This is a genomic window from Mycobacterium sp. 012931, assembly GCF_000419295.1.
GTDB classification, from domain to species: domain Bacteria; phylum Actinomycetota; class Actinomycetes; order Mycobacteriales; family Mycobacteriaceae; genus Mycobacterium; species Mycobacterium marinum.
In genome coordinates, this window is sequence record NZ_AOPX01000001.1 from 5,448,874 (window position 1) to 5,470,153 (window position 21,280).

The 21,280-nt window shown below is 66.8% G+C and carries 21 protein-coding genes and 3 pseudogenes; 7 read left to right on the forward strand and 17 right to left on the reverse strand.

The features are described from left to right. Nucleotide 1: 1 nt before the first annotated feature. Nucleotides 2-1,042 (reverse strand): NAD(P)-dependent oxidoreductase, encoded by a 1,041-nt coding sequence (locus MMSP_RS23875; protein WP_012392810.1) that lies wholly within the window; start codon nucleotides 1,040-1,042, stop codon nucleotides 2-4. Then, nucleotides 1,039-1,815: an S-methyl-5'-thioadenosine phosphorylase gene (locus MMSP_RS23880; protein ID WP_232022862.1), complete on the reverse strand. Its 777-nt coding sequence runs from the start codon at nucleotides 1,813-1,815 to the stop codon at nucleotides 1,039-1,041. The genes MMSP_RS23875 and MMSP_RS23880 overlap by 4 nt, the downstream gene beginning before the upstream one ends. Nucleotides 1,816-1,876: 61 nt before the next feature. Here MMSP_RS23880 and MMSP_RS23885 point away from each other — a divergent pair, with 61 nt between their 5' ends. Both MMSP_RS23885 and MMSP_RS23890 read left to right on the forward strand, forming a co-directional pair. Then, complete coding sequence (locus MMSP_RS23885) at nucleotides 1,877-2,749, forward strand: 1,4-dihydroxy-2-naphthoate polyprenyltransferase (protein ID WP_020788675.1); 873 nt, start codon at nucleotides 1,877-1,879, stop codon at nucleotides 2,747-2,749. A gap of 98 nt (nucleotides 2,750-2,847) precedes the next feature. Then, nucleotides 2,848-3,855 carry a beta-ketoacyl-ACP synthase III gene (locus MMSP_RS23890; RefSeq protein WP_020788677.1) on the forward strand — a complete coding sequence of 336 codons (1,008 nt, stop codon included), beginning with the start codon at nucleotides 2,848-2,850 and terminating at the stop codon, nucleotides 3,853-3,855. A gap of 7 nt (nucleotides 3,856-3,862) precedes the next feature. Here MMSP_RS23890 and MMSP_RS23895 read toward each other — a convergent pair whose 3' ends face one another. Then, complete coding sequence (locus tag MMSP_RS23895) at nucleotides 3,863-4,231, reverse strand: DUF4229 domain-containing protein (RefSeq protein WP_020788678.1); 369 nt, start codon at nucleotides 4,229-4,231, stop codon at nucleotides 3,863-3,865. Between the two features lie 46 nt (nucleotides 4,232-4,277). On the opposite strand from MMSP_RS23895, the gene MMSP_RS27090 reads away from it, so the two are divergent. Further along, nucleotides 4,278-4,430, forward strand: coding sequence for a hypothetical protein (locus tag MMSP_RS27090; RefSeq protein WP_020788679.1), 153 nt, complete (start codon nucleotides 4,278-4,280; stop codon nucleotides 4,428-4,430). Between the two features lie 5 nt (nucleotides 4,431-4,435). Here the strand turns inward: MMSP_RS27090 and MMSP_RS23900 are convergent. The 10 genes and pseudogenes from MMSP_RS23900 to MMSP_RS29100 form a co-directional block, all read right to left on the reverse strand. Beyond that, nucleotides 4,436-5,747, reverse strand: a pseudogene (locus MMSP_RS23900) (MinD/ParA family protein). 47 nt (nucleotides 5,748-5,794) lie between these two features. Continuing rightward, a complete protein-coding gene (ccsB, locus tag MMSP_RS23905; RefSeq protein WP_020788681.1) occupies nucleotides 5,795-6,781 on the reverse strand; it encodes a c-type cytochrome biogenesis protein CcsB in 987 nt (328 codons plus the stop codon). Further along, nucleotides 6,778-8,352 carry a cytochrome c biogenesis protein ResB gene (locus MMSP_RS23910; RefSeq protein ID WP_036427516.1) on the reverse strand — a complete coding sequence of 525 codons (1,575 nt, stop codon included), beginning with the start codon at nucleotides 8,350-8,352 and terminating at the stop codon, nucleotides 6,778-6,780. The genes ccsB and MMSP_RS23910 overlap by 4 nt, the downstream gene beginning before the upstream one ends. Before the next feature lie 101 nt (nucleotides 8,353-8,453). Next, nucleotides 8,454-9,245 (reverse strand): cytochrome c biogenesis CcdA family protein, encoded by a 792-nt coding sequence (locus MMSP_RS23915; RefSeq protein WP_015354499.1) that lies wholly within the window; start codon nucleotides 9,243-9,245, stop codon nucleotides 8,454-8,456. Next, the gene (locus tag MMSP_RS23920) at nucleotides 9,242-9,853 is read right to left on the reverse strand and encodes a TlpA disulfide reductase family protein (RefSeq protein ID WP_015354498.1); all 612 of its coding nucleotides are present in this window, start codon (nucleotides 9,851-9,853) and stop codon (nucleotides 9,242-9,244) included. The genes MMSP_RS23915 and MMSP_RS23920 overlap by 4 nt, the downstream gene beginning before the upstream one ends. 2 nt (nucleotides 9,854-9,855) lie before the next feature. After that, entirely contained in the window at nucleotides 9,856-10,464 is a 609-nt protein-coding gene (locus MMSP_RS23925; protein ID WP_020788683.1) for a histidine phosphatase family protein, read from the reverse strand. After that, nucleotides 10,464-11,795 (reverse strand): glutamate-1-semialdehyde 2,1-aminomutase, encoded by a 1,332-nt coding sequence (gene hemL, locus MMSP_RS23930; RefSeq protein ID WP_020788684.1) that lies wholly within the window; start codon nucleotides 11,793-11,795, stop codon nucleotides 10,464-10,466. Before hemL ends, MMSP_RS23925 begins: the two co-directional genes overlap by 1 nt. 73 nt (nucleotides 11,796-11,868) lie before the next feature. Further along, nucleotides 11,869-12,738 carry an APC family permease gene (locus MMSP_RS29090; protein WP_020788685.1) on the reverse strand — a complete coding sequence of 290 codons (870 nt, stop codon included), beginning with the start codon at nucleotides 12,736-12,738 and terminating at the stop codon, nucleotides 11,869-11,871. Next, the gene (locus tag MMSP_RS29095; RefSeq protein WP_235065828.1) at nucleotides 12,735-12,881 is read right to left on the reverse strand and encodes a hypothetical protein; all 147 of its coding nucleotides are present in this window, start codon (nucleotides 12,879-12,881) and stop codon (nucleotides 12,735-12,737) included. Before MMSP_RS29095 ends, MMSP_RS29090 begins: the two co-directional genes overlap by 4 nt. Further along, on the reverse strand, nucleotides 12,878-13,210 hold the full coding sequence (locus MMSP_RS29100) for an APC family permease (protein ID WP_020788687.1): 333 nt from the start codon (nucleotides 13,208-13,210) through the stop codon (nucleotides 12,878-12,880). Before MMSP_RS29100 ends, MMSP_RS29095 begins: the two co-directional genes overlap by 4 nt. A gap of 171 nt (nucleotides 13,211-13,381) precedes the next feature. Here MMSP_RS29100 and MMSP_RS23940 point away from each other — a divergent pair, with 171 nt between their 5' ends. Both MMSP_RS23940 and MMSP_RS23945 read left to right on the forward strand, forming a co-directional pair. Next, nucleotides 13,382-14,725: an HNH endonuclease signature motif containing protein gene (locus MMSP_RS23940; protein ID WP_020788688.1), complete on the forward strand. Its 1,344-nt coding sequence runs from the start codon at nucleotides 13,382-13,384 to the stop codon at nucleotides 14,723-14,725. Between the two features lie 102 nt (nucleotides 14,726-14,827). Beyond that, on the forward strand, nucleotides 14,828-15,127 hold the full coding sequence (locus MMSP_RS23945) for a glutaredoxin domain-containing protein (protein ID WP_011738913.1): 300 nt from the start codon (nucleotides 14,828-14,830) through the stop codon (nucleotides 15,125-15,127). Here MMSP_RS23945 and MMSP_RS23950 read toward each other — a convergent pair. After that, the gene (locus tag MMSP_RS23950; RefSeq protein ID WP_015354495.1) at nucleotides 15,124-15,471 is read right to left on the reverse strand and encodes a DUF427 domain-containing protein; all 348 of its coding nucleotides are present in this window, start codon (nucleotides 15,469-15,471) and stop codon (nucleotides 15,124-15,126) included. The genes MMSP_RS23945 and MMSP_RS23950 overlap by 4 nt on opposite strands. A gap of 212 nt (nucleotides 15,472-15,683) precedes the next feature. Here MMSP_RS23950 and MMSP_RS23955 point away from each other — a divergent pair, with 212 nt between their 5' ends. Both MMSP_RS23955 and MMSP_RS23960 read left to right on the forward strand, forming a co-directional pair. Next, nucleotides 15,684-16,841 carry an enolase C-terminal domain-like protein gene (locus MMSP_RS23955; protein WP_020788689.1) on the forward strand — a complete coding sequence of 386 codons (1,158 nt, stop codon included), beginning with the start codon at nucleotides 15,684-15,686 and terminating at the stop codon, nucleotides 16,839-16,841. Between the two features lie 15 nt (nucleotides 16,842-16,856). Further along, complete coding sequence (locus tag MMSP_RS23960; protein WP_020727508.1) at nucleotides 16,857-17,789, forward strand: ketopantoate reductase family protein; 933 nt, start codon at nucleotides 16,857-16,859, stop codon at nucleotides 17,787-17,789. A 6-nt stretch (nucleotides 17,790-17,795) separates the two neighbouring features. On the opposite strand, the gene MMSP_RS23965 is transcribed toward MMSP_RS23960, so the two are convergent. The 3 genes and pseudogenes from MMSP_RS23965 to MMSP_RS29110 all read right to left on the reverse strand — a co-directional run. Beyond that, the gene (locus MMSP_RS23965) at nucleotides 17,796-19,172 is read right to left on the reverse strand and encodes an amino acid permease (protein WP_084472698.1); all 1,377 of its coding nucleotides are present in this window, start codon (nucleotides 19,170-19,172) and stop codon (nucleotides 17,796-17,798) included. A 356-nt stretch (nucleotides 19,173-19,528) separates the two neighbouring features. Further along, nucleotides 19,529-20,290: pseudogene (locus tag MMSP_RS29105) on the reverse strand (cyclopropane-fatty-acyl-phospholipid synthase family protein); the annotation flags it as partial. Next, nucleotides 20,276-21,010 (reverse strand): annotated as a pseudogene (locus tag MMSP_RS29110) (class I SAM-dependent methyltransferase); the annotation flags it as partial. The pseudogenes MMSP_RS29105 and MMSP_RS29110, both read right to left, overlap by 15 nt. Nucleotides 21,011-21,280 lie beyond the last annotated feature (270 nt).

The following is a 21,280-nucleotide window of genomic DNA, read 5'->3' on the forward strand; positions in this document are numbered from 1 at the left end:
GCTAACGAAGCGGCGCGAACGCGAAGCCGCGCAAACCCTCGAGTGGCTCCACGGCGGCACGGAAACCCAGCACCTCGGCGGCTCGCGACGGATCGGCCACGATGTGTCGCACGTCGCCGCTGCGGTACTGCCCGGTGATGACCGGCGACAGTGCGTCGCCGCGCGCCTGGCACAGCGCGCTGGCCACCTGCAGGATCGAGATGGGGCGCCCGGAACAGACGTTCGCCGCCACAAAGCCGTGTCGATCCACCTCACCCAGCTGCGCCGCGGCCAGGTTCGCGGCGGCGATATCGTCGACGTGCACGAAGTCACGCATCTGACCGCCGTCCTCGAAGACCTTCGGTGGTTCGCCCTTTTCCAGCGACGAACGAAATATCGCCGCCACCCCCGAATAGGGGGTGTCGCGCGGCATCCCGGGGCCGTAGACGTTGTGATAGCGCAGCGCCACCACCGAACCCCCGGTCGACTCCGACCACGCCAGCGCGTAGTGCTCTTGTGCCGTCTTGCTGGCCGCATAGAGGCTGCGCGGCCGCAGCTCGGCCTCCTCACCCACCAGCCGCCACCTGACCGGCTCCGCACACAGTGGGCAGCGGTGCTCAAACACGCCGGCATCAAGATCGCTGTGCCGCCGTGGCAACGGGTCGATCCGGCCGTGCTCGGGACAGTCGTAACGTCCCTGTCCGTACACCACCATCGAGGATGCGAGGACCAGACGACGTACGCCGGCGGCGAACATCTGTGCCAGCAATACCGTGGTGGCCAGGTCGTTGTGGCCACCGTATGCGGGCGCGTCGGCCGCATCGACCCCCGCGCCCACCATCGCCGCCTGATGACACACCAGGTCCACACCGGCCAGCAAGGGTGCCATCGCATCGGCATCCCGGACATCGACCCGATGACACCCGGGCGGTAACACCGGATTCGGTCCGTGGGCGGCGGGCAACAATACGTCGACGCCGACAACCTCGTGGCCCGCGGCGCTGAGTGCGGCGCCGACCCGGGATCCGATGAAACCGGCCGCGCCGGTCAGCAGCACCTTCATGGCAACTCGAACGGCAGCGTGACACCGGCGTGCATCAGACAGTGCGTGCACGCGCGTTCGGCGGCCACCCGCCCGATCCCGGCACGGACCAGCTTTTTGAGCATCTCGATGTTCTCCCCGAATTCGGCGAAGACGTCGGCGGCCTTGACACCCTCACCGACCGCAACGCCGGCATCCACGTCAGTCACCAAAGCGACTGCCGCGTAGCACAGTTCAAGTTCACGGGCGAGCATCGCCTCCGGGTAGCCGGTCATATTGACCAGGCTGAACCCGGCCCCGGCAAACCATCGGCTTTCCGCGCGGGTGGAAAACCGGGGGCCCTGGATCACCACCATGGTGGCGCCGTCGACCACGTCGGGCAGGTCGGTGACCGCGCTGCGCAGCGTCGGGCAGTAGGGATCGGCGAAGGCGGCATGCACACCGCCGGAGTCGAAGTACGTGTCGGCCCGCCCGCGGGTTCGATCGACCAGCTGGTCAGGCACGACGACCGTGCCCGGCCCGAGCCGAGGGTTCAGGCTGCCGACGGCGCATGGGGCGAACACTCGCCGCGCACCGAGCGCTCGCAGCGCCCACATGTTGGCCCGGTACGGCACGGTGTGCGCCGAGTACTGGTGGCTTGCTCCGTGGCGGGGCAGAAACGCGACTTCGTGCTCCCCCACCGCGCCGATCGTGATCGGGGCGCTGGGCCGGCCGTACGGGGTGTCTGGATTGACGGTTCGTACATCGGACTCAAAAAAGCTATAGAAGCCGCTACCGCCGATCACTGCGAGCATCGGCTCATTGTTGTGCATGCCCCCATGCGATCGTCAGCGCGGGCCGCGGCAGGATGCCATGGTGGCCAATATTGCGCAGTGGATCTCCGGTGCGCGTCCCCGTACCCTGCCCAACGCCGTGGCCCCGGTGGTCGCCGGCACCGGCGCCGCAGCCTGGCTGCACGCCGCCGTGTGGTGGAAAGCCCTGTTGGCACTGGTTGTCGCGGTCGCATTGACCGTTGGCGTCAACTACGCCAACGACTACTCCGACGGCATTCGCGGCACCGACGACGACCGGACCGGGCCGATGCGGTTGGTCGGCTCGCGACTGGCGACCCCGCGGTCGGTGCTGATCGCGGCCATTGTGAGCCTGATGATCGGCGCGGCCGCCGGTCTGGCCCTGGCGTTGGCCAGCGCACCGTGGCTGATTGCGGTCGGCGCCGGCTGTATCGCCGGAGCCTGGCTCTACACCGGCGGTTCCAGGCCCTACGGATATTCGGGCCTCGGCGAGGTCGCGGTGTTCGTGTTTTTCGGCCTGGTAGCCGTGCTGGGCACCCAATACACGCAAGCGCTGCGGGTTGATTGGGTGGGGCTGGCGCTGGCGGTGGCCACGGGCGCGCTGTCGTCAGCGGTACTGGTCGCCAACAACCTGCGCGACATTCCCACCGATGCGCAGTCACACAAGATCACCCTGGCTATGCGGCTGGGCGACGCGCGTACCCGCGTGCTGTACCAGGCGCTGCTGGTCACCGCCGCGGTGCTGACCCTGGCGCTGACGTTGGCGACGCCGTGGTGCGCCGTGGGCCTGCTGGCGACACCGGTGGCCCTGCGTGCCGCGGCCCCGGTGCGAGCGGGCCGCGGCGGTGCCGCGCTGATCCCGGTGCTTCGCGATACCGGGCTGGCGATGATGGTGTGGGCGATCGCAATGTCGGCGGCGCTAGCGTTGGCCGCGTGACCGTGCTGCAGCGGCTTCGACTGCGCGCCGACGGCGGGTGTTTTGGGCGAGTCGCCGCCATGGGAGCACACTGTGCATAACACCAACCGAGGACGGGTATGACGGAGATCGCCACCACCAGTGGGATTAGCAGCGTCGGATTGCTCAGTGTGGGGGCCTACCGGCCCACGCGTGTGGTCACCAACGACGAAATTTGCGAGAACATCGACTCTTCCGATGAATGGATCTACTCCCGTACCGGAATCAAAACGCGCCGGTTCGCCGCTCCCGAGGAGTCGGCGGCTTCGATGGCCATTGAGGCGAGCCGGGAGGCGATTGCCAAAGCCGCGCTCACCGGGTCTGACATCGACGGTGTGATCGTCGCTACCAGCACGCACTTTCTGCAGACACCCGCCTGCGCCCCGCTCGTCGCGGCAGCGTTGGGCTGCCAGAACGTTCCCGCATTCGACATCTCGGCGGGCTGTTCGGGCTTCGGGCATGCGCTCGGCATTGCGGCCGACATGATCCGGGGCGGCAGCGCCGCCACGATACTGGTGATCGGCACCGAGAAACTGTCCCCCACGGTGGACATGACCGACCGGAGCAACTGCTTCATCTTCGCCGACGGCGCCGCCTCGGTGCTGGTGGGTCACAGCCCGATTCAAGGGATTGGCCCCACGGTGTGGGGTAGTGACGGCGAACAGGCCGCCGCCATCCGGCAGGACATCGACTGGATCAGCCACGCCGAGAACCCGGCCGGTCCGCGCCCGTTCCTGCGCATGGAGGGCACCGCGGTTTTTCGCTGGGCAGCGTTCGAGATGGGCAAGGTCGGACAACAGGCGATGGACGCGGCCGGGGTCAAACCCGACGAGATCGACGTGTTCATCCCGCACCAGGCCAACAGCCGCATCAACGAGCTGCTGACCAAGAACCTGCAGCTGCGCCCGGATGCGGTTATCGCCAATGACATCGAGCACACCGGAAATACCTCGGCGGCTTCCATACCGTTGGCAATGGCCGAGCTACTGGCCACCGGTGCGGCCAAGCCGGGCGATCTGGCGCTGCTGATCGGCTACGGCGCCGGGTTGAGCTATGCGGCGCAAGTGGTGCGCATGCCCAACAGCTAGGGGCGAATTAGCCTGCGCCGGTTTCGGAGCCCGCGCCCTCGTCCGGCGCCGCCTCACCACGCAGTCGGGCGCGTAACTTCTCTCGCTCGGCGCGCCGGCGGGCACCGGCCGTCGCGAGCGCGGCGGTGGCGCGCCGGCGCAGCGGAGCGAACACCCAGATGCCCAACGGCATCGCGATGATCAGACCGAATAATGCCGCCACCACGAGCGGAAATTGGGCCAACCCGGCCAGTCGAGCCACCCCATAGATGGCCGCGCTGACCACCACCGCCAGCAGCAACCGCGCGACGGCGTAGACGGCTACGTCGACGACACCGCGGGTGGTCAAGATCTGCGGACGGCCAGTGCTATTGCCGCCATCGGGTGCTTCTGACACAGCCCGAGCCTACGGCGCGGGTATATTCGCTCAAAGGAGGTGTCGAGTGCTTTACCTGTTCGTCGTCCTGGTATTGGGGACGTTGATCTACATCGGCTGGCGTGCGGCACGGTCGCAGGCGAGCCGACCGAAGACGCGCGTCATCGGGCCCGACGACGATCCGGAGTTCCTGCGAAAGTTGGGGCAAGGGGGGCAGTAGCCTGGTCAGCCGAAGCTCGGGCTGGATCGTCGCTGGTCCGGACCGAATCCCTCGGCAACCACCGCCGCCAGTTCGGCGAGGGCCTCACGGGTCTCCCGCTTCATCCGGTCCAGGACGATTTCGGCGCCCTCCTCGAGATGTGGGTCGAACGGCACCAGCCGCACGGCACGGCAACGCCGCGCGAAATGATCGATCACCTTTTGCATGTCGACCTTGCTCGAGCGGGGCCGAACGGCGTTGATCACCGCGATCGAGTTGCGCACCAACTCCTCGTAGCCGTGCGCCTCGAGCCAGTCCAACGTCGCCGAGGCGCTCCGGGCCCCATCGATGGAACCCGAGCTCACCACGATCAAGATGTCGGACTTGGCCAATATCGCCGACATCGCCGAGTGCAGCAGTCCCGTGCCGCAGTCGGTGAGCACCAAGCCGTAGAACCGTTCCAAAATGTCCAGGGTGCGGGTGTAGTCGTCGGCGCTGAACGCTTCGGATGCGGCCGGATCGGTGTCCGACGCGAGGACCTCGAACCCGTTCTTGGCCTGCGATGTGTAGCAACGCACGTCGCTATAGCGCTCGATGCCTTCGGCGTCCCGGATCAGATGGCGCACCGTGGCCGGGGTCTCCAGCGGTACCTTCTGACTCAACGTGCCGCGGTCGGGGTTGGCGTCCACCGCCACCACACGGTCACCGCGAACCGAGGCGAAGGTGGAACCCAACGTCGCGGTGATGGTGGTCTTGCCGACACCACCCTTGAGCGAAACCAGCGCAATTCGGTAGCAGCCGCGCATGGGCCGGTTGATCTGGGCAACCAGGTTGTTGTAGCGGGTGGCCCGCGGGCTCTCCCCCAGGTTGACCAACTGACCAGAGAGCACATAGACCAGCCGGCGCCAGCCTTCGGTCGGCGGAGACTTGACCGGCCGCAGCAGCATGCTGGTGGACAACTCCGGATACGGGGTTTGCGGCACCGATTCGGGACGGTATTGGGGCTCGGCGGGGGGGCTCGGGCGGACCGTTGTAGTAGGCGCCGTACGCGGTCGGGTCCACCCGCGGGAGACCGGCGACCGGTCCGGTATCCGGTCCGGATTCCCACTGCGCGACGTCGGGGGCCTCTGCGCCCTCCGCGCGTGCGGCCGACCGGCGCTCGGTGCGAAATCCGGCGAAGGCCCGGGTCGGGGCGTCGCTGCCGCCCGCTACCGGCGGTTCACCCAGCTGAGGCGGCTGGTGTGGCACCGGCGGCAGCTGAATGGTCGGATGATCCTTGCCGCCTTCGCCCTGGTAGGCATTGGACGCCCCCACGCCCGCGCTCGGATGGTCTGACACGTCCACTCCCCCTTGCTTGCCGTCGCGGGTCGGTTGGGCTCGAACGTCTAGCCCACGCCCGCGTAGGAATGCAGGCCGACCGTCACCAGGTTAACGAAGAACAGGTTGAAGACCATCGCTACAAATCCGGCGACATTGATCCAGGCCGCTTTGCGATCCCGCCAGCCTGCCGTCGACCTGGCGTGCAGGTAGGCCGCGTACACCACCCAGGCGACGAACGACACCGTCTCCTTGGGGTCCCAGCCCCAGTACCGGCCCCAGGCCTGTTCGGCCCAGATGGCACCGAAGATCACCCCGAACCCGAACACTGGGAAAGCGAAGATCGTGGTTCGGTAGGCGATCCGGTCCAGGGTCTGGGCGTCGGGGAGTCGTTGCACCAGGCGGCCCAGCGTGCTCTCGGCGGGTTGACTGTCCGGCGCGCCGAGTCTCGAGGTGCGCAGCAAAAACAGGATGCTGGAGATCCCGGCGACCAGGAAAACCCCGGAGCCCAGGCTGACCACCGACACGTGGATCGGCAGCCAGTAGGACTGCAGCGCGGGCATCACCGGGGCGGCATTCGTATAGAGCCAGCGCCCGGACACCGTGAGCAGGATGAGCACCGGCAGCAGCAGGAAGACCCACAGTGATCGGTATTGCGGACGGCGCAACACAACCGCGCCGGCGATCAGGCCGGACATGCAGGTCAAGTTGATGAACTCGTACATGTTGCCCCAGGGCACCCGCATGGTGGCCAGGCCGCGCAACACGATGCAGGCCAGCAACAGCCCGATGCCCAGGTAGACCACGGCCAGTCCGGCCCGCCCGACGCGCTCGTCCAACGGCCGCCGTGGGCCGTCCAGCACGATTCCGGGCGTCGTGGCGTCGCTGGCAACCGATCCGGCCAGCACCAGTTCTCGTTCGTCGACTTTGCGGCCGCGGACGTAGGCCAGTTCGAAGGCGAGCAGCAGCAGCGCGACCACCAGCGCGACCACCGCTGAGGTGAATGCCCAGTCCGAATACCTGGCCAGGTCGATGTTGATGTTCGCGGTGTTCATGTGACGTCCACCTGGGAGCTCCTTATGGCGGCCGCTGCGGCCGAATCGGGCGTGCCGGACTCGCCGAGCCCGGCCAACAATCTCTCGGTCAGCCGCTCGAACTCGTCACCCCATCCGGAGTTATCGGTGCGCGCCAGGCCGCCCAGCTCGACGTTCACCGTACCTGGCGCGTCGTTTTCCGGCGTAAGTCGAGCCCACACCCGGCGGCGGCGAACCAGCAGCGACACCACCAGGCCGGCCATCATCGTGATGGCGAAGACCAGCACCCAGGTTTGACCGGGGTCATGGGATACCTGCAGGTTGACGAACGGCACCGCGCCGTCGAAGCGGACGATGGTGCCCGCGGCCGGACCCGCATCGATGCGGACCTGCTGGCCGACGCGCAGGTTGACTCGCCTTTCCTTCACCAGCCTGCCCTGCTCGATGAGCCGGGGATCGAGACTGAACAGCGACTGTGGCCGTCCGGTGTCCAGCCCGGTGTCGCCGCGGTAGACGTCGATGGCCACCGCGGGGGCATTCAGCGCCGGGAATCGTGACGACAGCAACGTCCCATCGAGCTGTTCGGTCGGGGCAAGCAGACCCTGGATGGCGATTTCGTGCTGCCGACGCTCGGCGGCGGTGGGATAGCTGCCCGCCGGTGGATCGATGCGCGCCACCCCCGAGGAGAGCAGCGTCTGCGGGTTGTCGGGCCGCCATTGCACGGTCGACGTGCGGGTCTGTCCGTCCGGGAACGTCACCGTGAAGGTGGGGGCGTAGCCGTGGCCCTGCAGGTACACCCGGTCACCGCCGGCCCGCAGCGGGTGGTTGACCGCCAGTCGGTAGGGCCGCCAGGTGTTTGCGCTCAGGTCATTGCCGGTTTGATAGGCGATATCCGCGGCGAACGAGGTGGCTTGCCCGGAAGCCAGGTAGTGGGCCGCGAAATCGTTGACCCTGATGCAGATCGGGTGCAGCGACGTGCCGTCGACGGTATTGCCGGCGCGGAACGAGTCGAAGGCGGCCGGGGATGCCGAGCAGAAACCCGGTCCGCCGTCGGCGATCACGATCACGTTGCCCTCGTAGCCGAACAGCTTGCCGACGGCGACGGCGACCAGCAGACCCAGCAGGGAGAAGTGGAAGACCAGGTTGCCAAATTCGCGCAGGTAACCCTTTTCGGCGGACACCTCGACGGTGGTGCCGGAGCGGCGGATGGCGGTGCGCCAGCCCCGTAACCGGCCGACGATGGTGGCGGCCAGCAGCTCGGGCTCCCCCGCGACCCGGGAGCCGGCGTGTTTGGGCAGCCGCGCCAGGTTGCGCGGTGCGGCCACCGGGGTGGCTCGCAGGCTACGCGCGTGCTCAATCATCCGCGGGGTCAGACAGCCGACCAGGGAGACGAACAGCAACACGTAGATGGCGGTGAACCAGAAGCTGGAGAACACGTCGAAGGCCTGCAGCTTGTTCAACCACGGGCCGATCAGCGGATGGGCTTTGAGGTAGTCGTCGACCTTGCCGGCGTTGAGGCTGCGCTGCGGCACCAGCGCCCCGGGTATTGCGCCCAATGCGAGCAGGAACAACAGCACCAGCGCGGTGCCCATCGAGGTCAGGGACCGCCAGGTGTTGCGTGCCTTCTGGCCGAGCAGACGCAGAATCGCACCAAAACGTGCCGTTTTGGGTGATTCTGCGTCTGCTCGCGCGCTCAAATCGGCAACCTCACGTCGGACACGAAGGCGTCGCGCAGCCAGGAGACCACGTCGTTCCACACCCCGGTGACCAGCGCCAGGCCGACGACGATCAACAGCACGCCGCCGAAGATCTGGATGGCCCTGGTGTGGCGGCGCAGCCAGCCCAGGCCCGCGACCGCCCCCGCCGAACCGAACGCCAGCAGCACAAACGGAATGCCCAACCCCAGGCAGTAGGCGATCACCAGCACGATTCCGCGGGCCACGCTGGCGCCATCGGTCGCGGAAGCAACCGTGATCACCCCGGTCAGCGTCGGCCCCAGACAAGGCGTCCACCCCAGCGCGAACACCGCGCCGAGCAGCGGCGCTCCCGCCACCGTCGTCACCTGACGCGGACTGAACCGCGCCTGGCGCTGCAGCGCGGGGATCAGTCCCACGAACACCAGTCCCATGATGATGGTCAGCACGCCACCGGCGCGCTGCAGCACCAGCTGGTTGCTGATCAGGGTGGTGGTCATGCCCAACACCGCAACGGTGCCCAGCACGAAAACGGTGGTGAACCCGGCCACGAACAGCAAGGCCGAGCCGGCCACCCGCCACCGGACCCCGGCGGGCGCCTTGACCCCGACCCCGGCTGCCCGACCATCGCCGGACCCATCCACACCGACCACCGCGGCCAGATACGACAGGTAACCCGGCACCAGCGGCACCACGCACGGGGAAGCGAACGAAACCAGTCCGGCCAGCACACACAATCCGAGGGCCACCAGCAGCGGGCCCGCGGCGGCAACCTCAGCGAACCCGGTCATTGCGGTCCGGGCGGCGTCGAACCCGCCGCCGGTTCTTGGGCCAACCGTTGCACCACCGGCTGCAGATCCTCGGCCAGCAGTTCACGCAGGAAGACCGCCGCGACCCGGTGCTGGCGGTCCAGCACCAAGGTGGACGGGATGACGGTGGTAGGGTACTTGCCGCCGAAGGCGATAAGCGTGCGCATGGCCGGATCGTAGATCGACGGGAACGTCACATGACGGTCGCGGACGAAGTCCTGGGCCGCGGCCCGGCTGTTGTCGCGCACGTCGATGCCCAGGAAGGACACCCCGGCGGCCCGGGTCTCGTCATAGACCTGCTGCAGCTGGGTGATCTCGGCCCGGCACGGCCCACACCATTGGCCCCACACGTTGACCACCACGACCCGACCGGCGAAATCGTCGAGGGAGAGCGTGCGATCCGGGTCGATCAGGTCCGGCCCCGACAGCGGCCCGGGGTGGCCTCGACTGGCCGGCGGGTCGTAGAAGATGTCGGTCTTGCCGCCGGGGGAAACGAATTCGAATGTGCCGCCCTGCACCACCGCGTCCCGGCCGGAACAACCGGTCAGCAGTGCCGCCAGCACCGCCGCGGCAATCACCAGCCGGCGCATCGTCAAGCGCCTGCCGGCTCGGAGTACACCACGTCGACCAGCCGGTCACCGTCATAAACCAGGGAGGTCACCGATGCCAGCGAACAGTCTCGGCACCTCGGGTCATGCCACAGCCGCCTACCGGTCAGATGCAACCGCAGCGTCCAGACCGGCAGCTGGTGGCTGACGCAGACCGCCTCGTGCCCGGCGGCGCGAGCGCGCACCTTGTCCACCGCGGTCGCCATCCGCTGCGCGATCTCGAGGTAGGGCTCGCCCCAGGACGGGGTGAACGGGTTGCGCAGCTGCCACCACACCCGCGGGTCACGCCAGGCGCCGTCCCCGGGGCCGACACGGCGGCCCTCGAAAAAGTTCGCCGATTCGATCAGGTCGGGATCGGTGTCGATCGCCAGTTCGTGCGCGGCGGCTATCGGCGCGGCGGTCTCCTGCGCACGCTGCAGTGGAGATGCGACAACGGCGACAACATCGCGGTCAGCCAGGTATTCGGCCACCGCGGCCGCCTGTGCCGCGCCGGTCTCGGACAGGCGGTATCCAGGCAGCCGACCGTAGAGAACCCCGGTGGGGTTGTGCACCTCGCCATGGCGCACGACGTGGACTCGAGTCTGTTCAGCCATCAGGGTCTGCTCTCCGGGGTGGCGTTGGCGGCCGCCCGCGCTGCGGTGGGCAACGCGTCAGCGATCCGCTCGAACGCGGTGTCATCAAGGGCGGCCGAGACGAACCACGCCTCGAATGCACTGCACGGCGGGTAGACGCCCGCATCCAGCAGGGCATGAAAGAACGGAGCGAAACGCCACGTCTGACTATTGCGCGCGGCGGCGAAATCGGTGACCGGCGTCTCGCTGAAGAACACGCTGAGCATGTTGCCCGCGCGCGGAATCTGATGCGCCACACCGGCATCCGTCAACGCCCCGGCCAGCAGCCGGGCCAGCCGATCGGCGTTGGCATCCAGTGCGGCATAGACACCGTCATCGGCCGCGCGCAGGGTCGCCAGTCCGGCCGCCATCGCCACCGGATTGCCCGACAAGGTGCCGGCTTGGTAAACGGGCCCCAATGGCGCCAAGCGCTCCATGACCTCGGCCCGTCCGCCGAATGCGGCCGCGGGCAGCCCGCCGCTCATCACCTTGCCGAAGGTGAACAGGTCGGCGTCGACCGGATCGATTCCATACCAACCGCTGCGGCTGACCCGGAATCCGGTCATCACCTCGTCGACGATCAGCAGCGCACCGTGTTCGGCGGTGACCGCACGCAACGCCGCGTTATAGCCGCGCCCGGGTGGGACCACCCCCATGTTGCCCGGGCTGGCCTCGGTGATCACCGCGGCGATCTGTTCCCCGTGCTGTGCGAACGTCTGCCGCACGGCCTCGAGGTCGTTGTAGGGCAACACGATGGTGTCGGCCGCCGCGGCGCCGGTGACCCCCGGCGACGACGGCAGGCCCAGGGTGGCCACGCCCGAACCCGCGTCGGCCAGCAGCGCGTCCACATGCCCGTGGTAGCAGCCGGAGAACTTGATGATCTTGGACCTGCCGGTGAACCCACGCGCCAGCCGCACGGCGCTCATGGTGGCCTCGGTACCGGAGTTGACCAGGCGCAGCCGCTCGACTGGTGCCACCCGCCCGATCATTTCGGCGGCCAGCTCGGTCTCAGTGGGCGTCGGCGCCCCGAACGACAATCCGTTGGCGGCGGCCCGGGAAACCGCCTCGACCACGGCGGGGTGCGCATGACCGAGAATCATCGGGCCCCACGAGCACACCAGGTCTGCGTAGCGATTCCCATCCGCGCCGGTAAGCCAACAGCCGTGCGCTTCGGTGATGAACCGCGGGGTGCCGCCGACGGCGGTAAACGCCCGCACCGGGGAGTTCACCCCACCCGGGATAACCGCGCACGCGTCGGTAAACAGCTGCGCCGACCTGCGCACGCTGGTGACCGCCTGGTCAGTGCCGCCCATGGCAACCAGTGTCCCAGCCTCGCCGACCGGTTCAACTACAGGGTGTAAGACTTGCCGCTGCCTCGTGAGCTCGCTACCCGCGCTCGGCCGCGCCCGCCAGGTCCGGTGGCTGCCTGGTCAAGCCGCGGGTGAGCCACAGCAGATAGAGAAAGCCGATGGCGGCCCAGGACAATCCGACGATCAACGCGTCGGATGCCAGGTGGGCAAGCAGGTAGATATCGGCGGCGGCGCCGATCACCGGGAGCACCAGATAGCGCCATCGGGGCAACCCGGCCCCGCACTCCCGCACGAAGTACACCACCACCGACACGTTGACCAGCGTGAAGGCCGTGAACGCACCGAAGTTGATGAATGACGTCGACGTTGCGACGCTGAGCAGGATCGCGGCCATGCCCACCGCGCCAGTCAGCATGATGTTGAACATCGGGGTGTGAAACTTCGCGGAGACCACGCCGAACACCCGCCTGGGCAGGACGCCGTCGCGACCCATCGCATAGAGCAGGCGCGAGACCGCCGCCTGCGCGGCAAGCCCGGAGGTGAATTGGCCGATGATCAAGGCGGCCAGGAAGACCGCCGCGAACAGATTGCCGCCGATGGTCCTGGCGACACCCTCGGAAAGCGAATCGGCATCGGGAAACGAACTGCCCGGGGCCACCAGGCTGACAACGTAGGCGACGGTGACGAAGATGGCCCCGCCGATCAGCGCGATCAGCACAATGGCCCGCGGGATGGTGCGCTCGGCATCGTGGGTCTCCTCGGTCAGCGTGCTGACAGCGTCGAAACCCAGAAATGAGTAGGCGGCCACCGCCGCTCCCGCGGTGATCGCCGTAAACCCTCCGTTGCCGGTGAACGGGGTCAGTGAAAGCAGTGACCGCGAGTCACCGACCAGATACCCAATCGTCAGCGCCACGAAGGAGGCCAGGATCAGCAGTTGAAACGTCACAGGATGAAGTTCGCCCGGTCGGCGACTTTGAGCCCGATGAGGTTGAGCACGGTGGTCAGGGCGGCAAAGCCCACGATCCATGTCCAAAACGGCACGGCGGGAAACCGGTCTTGCAAATAGGAGCCGCCGATCAGCCAGATCACCAACGGCAAAAATAGAATAGGTAGTCCAACAGGACCGCCCAGCCGACCATGAAGCCCACCCGGGCGTCCAGCGCCTTGCGCACGTAGGTGTAGGCCGAGCCGGCGACCGGAAAGTGCCGTGCCATCACCCCGTAGCTCTGCGCGGTGAACAGCATCGCGACGGTGGCCAGCAGGTAGGACCCGGCGCTGGCGCCCTTCGATCGTTCGGCGATCACCCCGAAGATGCCCAGCACGATGATCGGCGTCATATACGCGAGACCGAACAGCACGGCCGACCGCTGCCCCAGCGCCTTCTGCAGCTCGGAGCGAGCCCCGGTGGTCACCGCCATCCCCACGCCGCCGTGTGCGCCTCGTCGATCCGACTCACACGGCCCACCTGCACCAAGCCAGGCTAATCGCGATCTGATCCGGGCGACCGAATCTATCCACACCCGGACGTTCATCCACAACCGGCCGCTATGGCGTGGTGGCTACCAGTGCGGACGATCTAGCATTCGAATATGCGTTCGATTGCCGGTCTTCTGGACGCCCTCGATGCCGCCGTGGCGGCGATCGGCGAAGCCCACCTCGAGGGTCTGCAGCCTGTCGAACGGCTGCGCATGCTGGCGCGGCTGGAAACCGCTCGACGCCTGCAGGCGGTGATCAGCCACGACGTGATCGCCGGCCTGTACACCGAGGATCCCGCCGCCATCGGTGGGCCGGTGACCAAGGTCGTCGCCGACTGGCTACGCATCACCCCCACGGACGCCCGTCGCCGGCTGCGTGATGCTCAACAACTGTCTGCCCGGACCACCCTGGCCGGGCAGGTGCTGCCCCCGGAACTGCCCGCCACCGCGCGGGCCTGGCGCGACGGTCAGCTCGATGGCCAGCACCTGCGCGTCATTGCGACCTTCGTGCGCGATCTACCGCAGGACACCGCGCCGCAAATCGTTGCGGGCGCCGAGAAGCTGCTGGCCCACCAGGCCCCGCAACTGCGTCCCGACCAACTGGAAAAGGCGGCACACCGCTGCGCCCTGCTGATCAACCCGGACGGCAGGTTCTCCGATGCCGACCGGGCACGTCAGCGTGGCTTCACCTGGTGCGCCCAACGCCGCGACGGCATGAGCATCGGGAAACTGATCGCCACCCCGGAACTGCGCGCCAACCTCGACGCCTGGCTGGCGCGCTTCGCCGCTCCCGGCATGTGCAACCCCGACAACCAAACCCCCTGTGTCACTGACGAACCCACCGAAGACGCCGCCGCTACCGACGCCCGCCGCCCCGCCCAACGCCAACACGACGCCCTCAACGCGCTGGTGCGCGGCCAACTCGGTGACCCAGCCCTGGGCACTCACAACGGGCTGCCGGTGACCGTCATCGTCTCCACCACCCTGCAAGAACTCACCGCGGCCACCGGCCGCGCCGTCACCGGCGGAGGGACCCTGCTCCCCATGCGCGATGCCATCCGCATGGCCCGGCACGCCTACCACTATCTGGCCGTTTTCGACGAGCACTCCAACCGGCCCCTATATCTGGGGCGCACCCGGCGCATCGCCTCGCCCGACCAGCGCGTGGTCCTCTACGCCGCCGAGCGCGGCTGCACCCACCCCGGCTGCGACGCCCCGGGCTACTGGTGCGAAGTCCACCACCTCGCCGACTGGGCCGCCGGGGGCCCGACCGACGTCGACAACCTCACCTTCGCCTGCACACCGCACCACAGGCTTGCCGGAAAGAGCTGGCAGACAATAAAACTCCCCAACAGCCGCACCGCATGGCTCCCGCCACCCCAACTTCGTCGCGGCGCCCGCACCAACGACTACCACCATCCCGAACGCCTCTTGGACGACCGGGCGGCACCGGATTGACGGCCGCGATCACTTCTGGGATTGGCCGGCGCGGCCGTTGCCTGCGTGCAGTATGGGTATCACGCTGGCCATCAGTGGTCCATTGGATGAGGACGTGAGGTTATGAGCGAGCACGAAGTGGTGGTTTATTGGCGGCCTGGCTGTCCGTTCTGTTGGCGCCTGCGCCGCGGGCTCCGCCGGCGCGGGCTACCGACCCGAGAGATCAACATCTGGACGGATCCAGATGCGGCCGCGGCGGTTCGCTCAGTCGCAGACGGCAACGAGACGGTGCCGACCGTGGTGGTCGGCGACGTGGCGATGGTCAACCCGACGGCCGGCCAAGTCATCGACGCGGTGCGCACCCAGGCACCGGAACTCCTGGAACAACGCAACACCAGCAGGGGCTGGTTTTCCCGACGCTAACGCTTGCCGCCAAGCCAGCCGGCCACCCGAGACACCAGGCCGGTCGCCTCGCCCTCGGGTTCACCTTCGACATCCACGCCGTTCCAGAACGCGACATGATTCTTGATGCGACGGGCCAGCGGGCTAGGACGCGGATAGAACCAGGCGGCGTCGGGATTCGTACGGCCGTCGACCACGACGGTGTAGTAGTGGGCCACGCCCTTCCAGGGGCACAGCGAAGTGGTCGTGCTTTCCCGCAAGTACACCCGATGCACCGATTCGGGCGGGAAATAGTGATTGCCCTCCACCCTTGCCGTCCGGGGCGTTTCTGCCAGCACGGTTCCGTTCCACACGGCGCGGATCATTGGCCCACCTCCTCGACACTTCTGTCTGATCGATAGTCCACCCGTTCGCGTGCTGAGTGGGCGAATTGCCGCGAGTAATGCCCATGACCTTGAGATCAGCCCTGCGCAACGAGTTCGATGGTGACATGCAATTCCCCGAACGCCTCGCGCGATTCGCCCCAGGGCAAATGACAGCGCCGTGCTACTGACCCGGACTCCTTGAGCCCCTGGTGATGCGGATCGTCGCGATCCTGGAGCGGCCGGTCCGGCTACTCGGTGGGCCCGCCAACGCGGTCGTCAACTTCAGCCAGCACACGGTCTCGCTCGTCGCCGTGGTCAGCGACGTGATCCGGCACGGAAAACCGTTGACGGGGGTGGCTTTCAACTCGATTGGGCGATTCGCCCAAAGCGGGATCCTGCGCGACCGAATGATCCCCCGCGTGCTCGCGGCGCCCGAAGATGCACTGCTGGACCAGCGCGGACACCTCGACCCGGCCGCTGTGCTGCGGCATGCGCTTTGCGACGAGAAGCCCGGCGGACATGGGGACCGGGCCGGCGCGGCCGCCGCCGTGGAACTGGCGTGCTGGGATCTGGCCGCCAAGCTCAATGACGAGCCCGCATACGCGACCATCGCGCGCCGCTTCGGACGGGATCCGGCCCCGCTGGTCTCGGTGTATGCCGCCGGCGGCTACTACTACCCGGGCGGCGGCCTGGACGCCCTGCGCGATGAGATGCGCCGCTATCTGGATCTGGGCTATGACGCGGTCAAGATGAAGATTGGCGGCGTGGCGCAGCGCGACGACCTGGCGCGCATCGAGGCGGTCATCGACGTCGTGGGCGCAGATCGGGTGGCGGTGGACGCGAACGGCAGGTTCGACCGGGCCGCCGCGACGCGCTGGGCCGCGAGGTTGGCCCCCTACGGACTGCGCTGGTACGAAGAACCCGGTGACCCATTGGATTTCGAGCTGAACCGTGCGGTGACCGGCTGCTACGCAGGCACCGTTGCCACCGGCGAAAACCTGTTCTCGGTACCCGACGTAACCAATCTGGTCCGCTATGGCGGCATGCGCGCGGGCCGTGACATCTTTCAGATGGACGCCGGCCTGAGCTACGGGTTGGGCGAGTACGTGCGGATGCTCGAGTTGATCGAGGCGCACGGGTTCGACCGCCGTTGCGCATACCCGCACGGCGGACACATGATCAACCTGCACATCGCCGCGGGCCTCGGATTGGGCGGATGCGAGTCCTATCCGGGGGTGTTCCAGCCCTTCGGCGGCTATTGCGATGGCTGCGTGTTGCGCGACGGGCAGATCGTGCCCACGGATGCGCCGGGGTTCGGGCTCGAACGCAAACCCGGCCTTGGCGAGCTGATCAGCGAACTGACGAGGTAGCCTCGGGAGAGTGCGTTGAAGATTGCGATAATCGGCTGCGGTGCAATGGGTTCCATCTACGCCGCCAGACTCGCCGGAGCGGACAACGACGTCGCGGTGATCGACCGTCACCAACCCAACGTCGACCAGATCACCCGAACCGGTCTGCGGGTCAGCGGCCCCGGCACTGACCAGCTGGTGTCGCTGCGAGCAGCCACCACTGCGCCCACCGAGGTGATGGACCTGGTGGTGCTTGCCGTCAAGGCCGCGGACGTGGCGGCGGGCGCACGGCAAGCGCTGTGCATGCTTGGCGCCGACACACCAGTGCTGACCATTCAAAACGGTCTCGGTTCGGCCGAGACGGTCGCCGACATCGTCGGTGAGCAGCGGGTCGCGGTTGGGATCGCAAGCGGATTCGGCGCGGCCCGGCTCGCGCCCGGGCACGTGCACCACAACGCGATGAAAGCGATGCGCTTCGGCGCCTATTCGTCGCTGCCGCACGAGACCGTCGAGCGCATTGCCCACGCCTGGACCGAGGCGGGCTTCGACGCTGCGGCCGTCACCGATATCGCTGCGATGCAGTGGGAAAAGCTGATCTGCAATGTCGCCTACAGCGCGCCATGCGCATTGACCGGGATGACCGTGGGCCAGGTGCTCGATGACGCGGAGATGGGCCCGGTCAGCCGTGCGGCGGCAACGGAAGCGTGGGCAGTGGCGCGGGCATCAGGGATCGCGGTTGCCGTCACCGACCCCGTCGCACACGCGCGCGCCTTCGGCGCCGCAATGCCCAACGCAAAACCGTCGGCGCTGCTCGACCACGAGGCGCGCCGGGCCAGCGAGATAGACGTGATCAACGGCGCGGTCGGGCGCCACGGCGCCCGGGTCGGGGTGCCGACACCGGTGAACACGACACTGACCGCGTTGGTCAAGTCGGTCGAACGGCAATGGAGTGCAGTGAATTCGGATTAGGGGTTGTCACACGTCGCTGGTTTGGCCCCGGGGCCGCATCCGGCTGTTGCGGTTGATCAGCCTGGTTATCCCGTAGATCCCGAGCACGGCAACCCAGGACAACATACTGAGCCAGAACTGGCTGTGCGCGGCGTCGTCGAAAGCCATGCGGACCAGCACAACGAAGATGCCGACCACCGTGAGAATCGGCAGCCAGGGGAAAAACCACATCCGCACCCGCAGCTTCTCCGGTGGGGTTCGGCCGCGCAAGACGATCTGGGAGAAAGCGATCAGCAGGTAGACGAAAAGCAGAACCGCACCAGAGGAATTGAGCAGGAAGATGAATACCGTGGTGGGCGCGATCCAGGCCATGATCACGCACAAAAAGCCCACCGCCGACGAGGCCAGGATGGCCACGTAGGGCACCCCCCGGCGGCTGACTTTCACCAGCGAGGCCGGCGCCTCCCGTCGCCCGGCAAGCACGAACATCATTCGCGACGCGGTGTGGAGGCCCGAGTTCAGACAGGACAGCACCGCGGTGACCACCACCGCGTTCATGATCTGGTCCGCGCCGGGAATCCCCATGCGTTGGAAGGCCGCAACATAGGGTGAGGTGCCGGGGTCGATCGTGTCCCACGGCAGAATCACGACGAGCAAAAAAACCGACCCGACGAAAAACACCGCAATGCGGGCCATCACCGTGCTCATCGCTCGCTGCACCGCATATTCCGGGTCAGGCGTTTCGGCGGCAGCGATGGTGATGATTTCGGTTCCGGTCATGGAGAAGATCGCGATCACAACGGTGGCGAAGACCGGCTCCACGCCCTTGGGAAAAAGTCCGCCGTGTGAGGTGAGGTTGCCGAAATCCATATGGTGACCCGGTAGCAAACCAAAGGCGAACGCGGCGCCGAGGGCCAGGAACACCACGATGCCGGCCACCTTGATGCCCGCAAACCAGAACTCGAACTCACCGAAGGACGACACCGAGAACAGGTTCGTCGCCGTCATCATGATCATCAGACACAACGAGAGCAGCCACAACGGCGCATGAATCCAGTACATCAGGACTTTTGCTCCGGCGACGGCCTCGAAGCCGACCACGATCACCCAGAAGTACCAGTACAGCCAGCCGACCGAGAACCCGGCCCAGCCGCCGAGGGCGTCGGCAGCAAAGTCGGCGAACGACCCGGTGGACGGATTCGCGGCGGCCATCTCGGCGAGCATCCGCATCACCAGAAGGATCAGCAGACCGCACAGCGCGTAGGTCAGGAAGGCGGCGGGACCGGTAGCGCGGATGACCACACCGGACCCGACGAAAAGGCCGGCCCCGATGACACCGCCGATCGCGATCATGTTGAGCTGACGCTGCGTTAACCCTTGCCGCAGTCCTAATCGGTTATCTATTGACGGCTGCCTTCCAGGAGGCCGGGGCGGTCCAGACCGCGCATCGACCGATTGACTCACGAAACGGGCCACCCCGGCAAATCGGTGTGCGACCGAGTTGCCGGGGTGGCTCGGGTACGTCAGTGGGGCTTGCGGAAGTGCTGGATGCCCCAGGCCAGGTGCCCCTCACGCGCGGAGTCCACCCAGTTCCGCAGGCCGACCCGCATCTTGTCCAGGTACTCGGTGGACGAATGCTCCTCGAGTTCACGACGGCGGGTCTCGAGTTCCTCGAGCACCCGCTGGTAGTGGACCCCCAGGTTGTGCACCAGGTCGATCTGATCAACCACTTCGAAACCCACTGCCAACGCGGTTTCGCGATAGAAACGCATCGAGCCGAGGTCGGCCAGGTTCAGCCGGTCATACACCGGCGCCAGCACACCGTCGGGCACCTCGTCGGCCTGCATCGGATCGGTGAAGATCAACTCGCCACCGGCTTTGAGCACCCGGAACGCCTCCTCGATCACCTTTCGGCGGTCGGCGGCATGCAAGATGGCGTCCTGCGACCAGACGACGTCGTAGCTGCCGTCGGGCTCGGGAATCGCTTCAAAGCTGCCGTGCACCACCCGGATCTTGGCGTCCAGGCCCGCATTGCGGTTGCGCTCCCGGTTCGTCTCGTTCTGCGCTTCGGAGATGTTCAGACAGGTCACCGAACTGCCGTAGTCGCTGGCGAGGTGCCGGGCGCAGCCGCCGTAGCCGGCCCCCAGGTCCAAGACCCGGGTATCGCCGTCGAACCGGGTCAACTGGCGCACCATGCGGTCCACGGTCTTTCTCGCGGCTGCCCCGATATCGCGGGTGTCCTCGTAGCAGCCGACGTGAATGTCCTCGCCGCCCCAGATCATCGAGTAGAAGGCGTTGGCGTCATCGCTGTCGTAGTAGGCCGCGGGCTCGGCCCGAGTGCCGGTCAACGCCGCATCAATATCGGGCTCGGCCAGCGCCTCACTGGCCAAGGACTTCTCCGCGACACAGGGAACGCCGGAGCCCTGCTCCGCGACATGGATGAAGAAATCGGGTTCGGTCTCCTCGTAGGATTCCTGGAAATCCCCGTAGGTGCGCACCGTCGTAAAGCCCGCTTCGCGCATCAAGCGACGAACATAGGACTTCCGCAGCGGAAACATGTTCAGCGTGTATTCCGAGCCGTCCGGGAAATCGTACTTGAAACGAGCGAGGCCCTCATCGACATATTCCGGCTCCGCCGTCACCTGATCACCACAGTAGTAATATTTGTGCTTTGACTTGAACCCGTGATCGAGTATCTCATCATAATTTCGCTGGTCGAGGATGAGAATCCCATCATGGCGTAATGCCGCATAAAATTCGGCCAGGGCCCGACGCCGATCGTGTTCATCATGCAAGTGAGTGAACGAGTTGCCAAGACAAATGATGGCGTCGTACTTGCCCTGGATGTCGCGGTTCAGCTCCCGCCAATCGGCCTGCACGGTTCGCAGGATGAGGCCCCGCTTGCGACCGTTCTCAAATGCCTTGGCCAGCATCGCCGCCGAACCATCAGCACTGGTCACATTGAATCCCGCCTCAGTGAGACGCACCGAGTGAAACCCGGTGCCCGTCGCGACGTCGAGAATGTTCTGCTTGTCGCGGGCGCGCAGCACGTCAACAAAGAACCGCCCCTCGGACTCGGAGCGAGCATCCCAGTCGATCAGCTCGCCCCATTTCTCCATAAAACTCATCACGTATTCAGCGCGATAAAGTCCCGTTTCACGATCGGACAACGGATCGTCGCCGTAGATTTGATCGTTTAATTGCAGTTCAGCGTTTTCTTGATGGATAGATAAACTAGTCATCTAGCCTTTCTTCTCCGCTAGCCCGCACGCAAATACCGCGACCCGATCGCGCGCGGTGTACTTGTGGCCATGGAATGCCTCGATACCCACCCACGGGCCCGGGGGCGAGTTCAATCCTGCGATGCATTCCGCCGAGCGAAAACGACGCCATCCCGACAGCACCTATGTGCCACTCCTGGGAAGCGGACCAAAAACCGCACCAGCCCATCGCTCCCGCACCGCGCCGTTGAGTCTAGTGATGTCCGTGAGCAACAGTGCACGTAGGTCAGA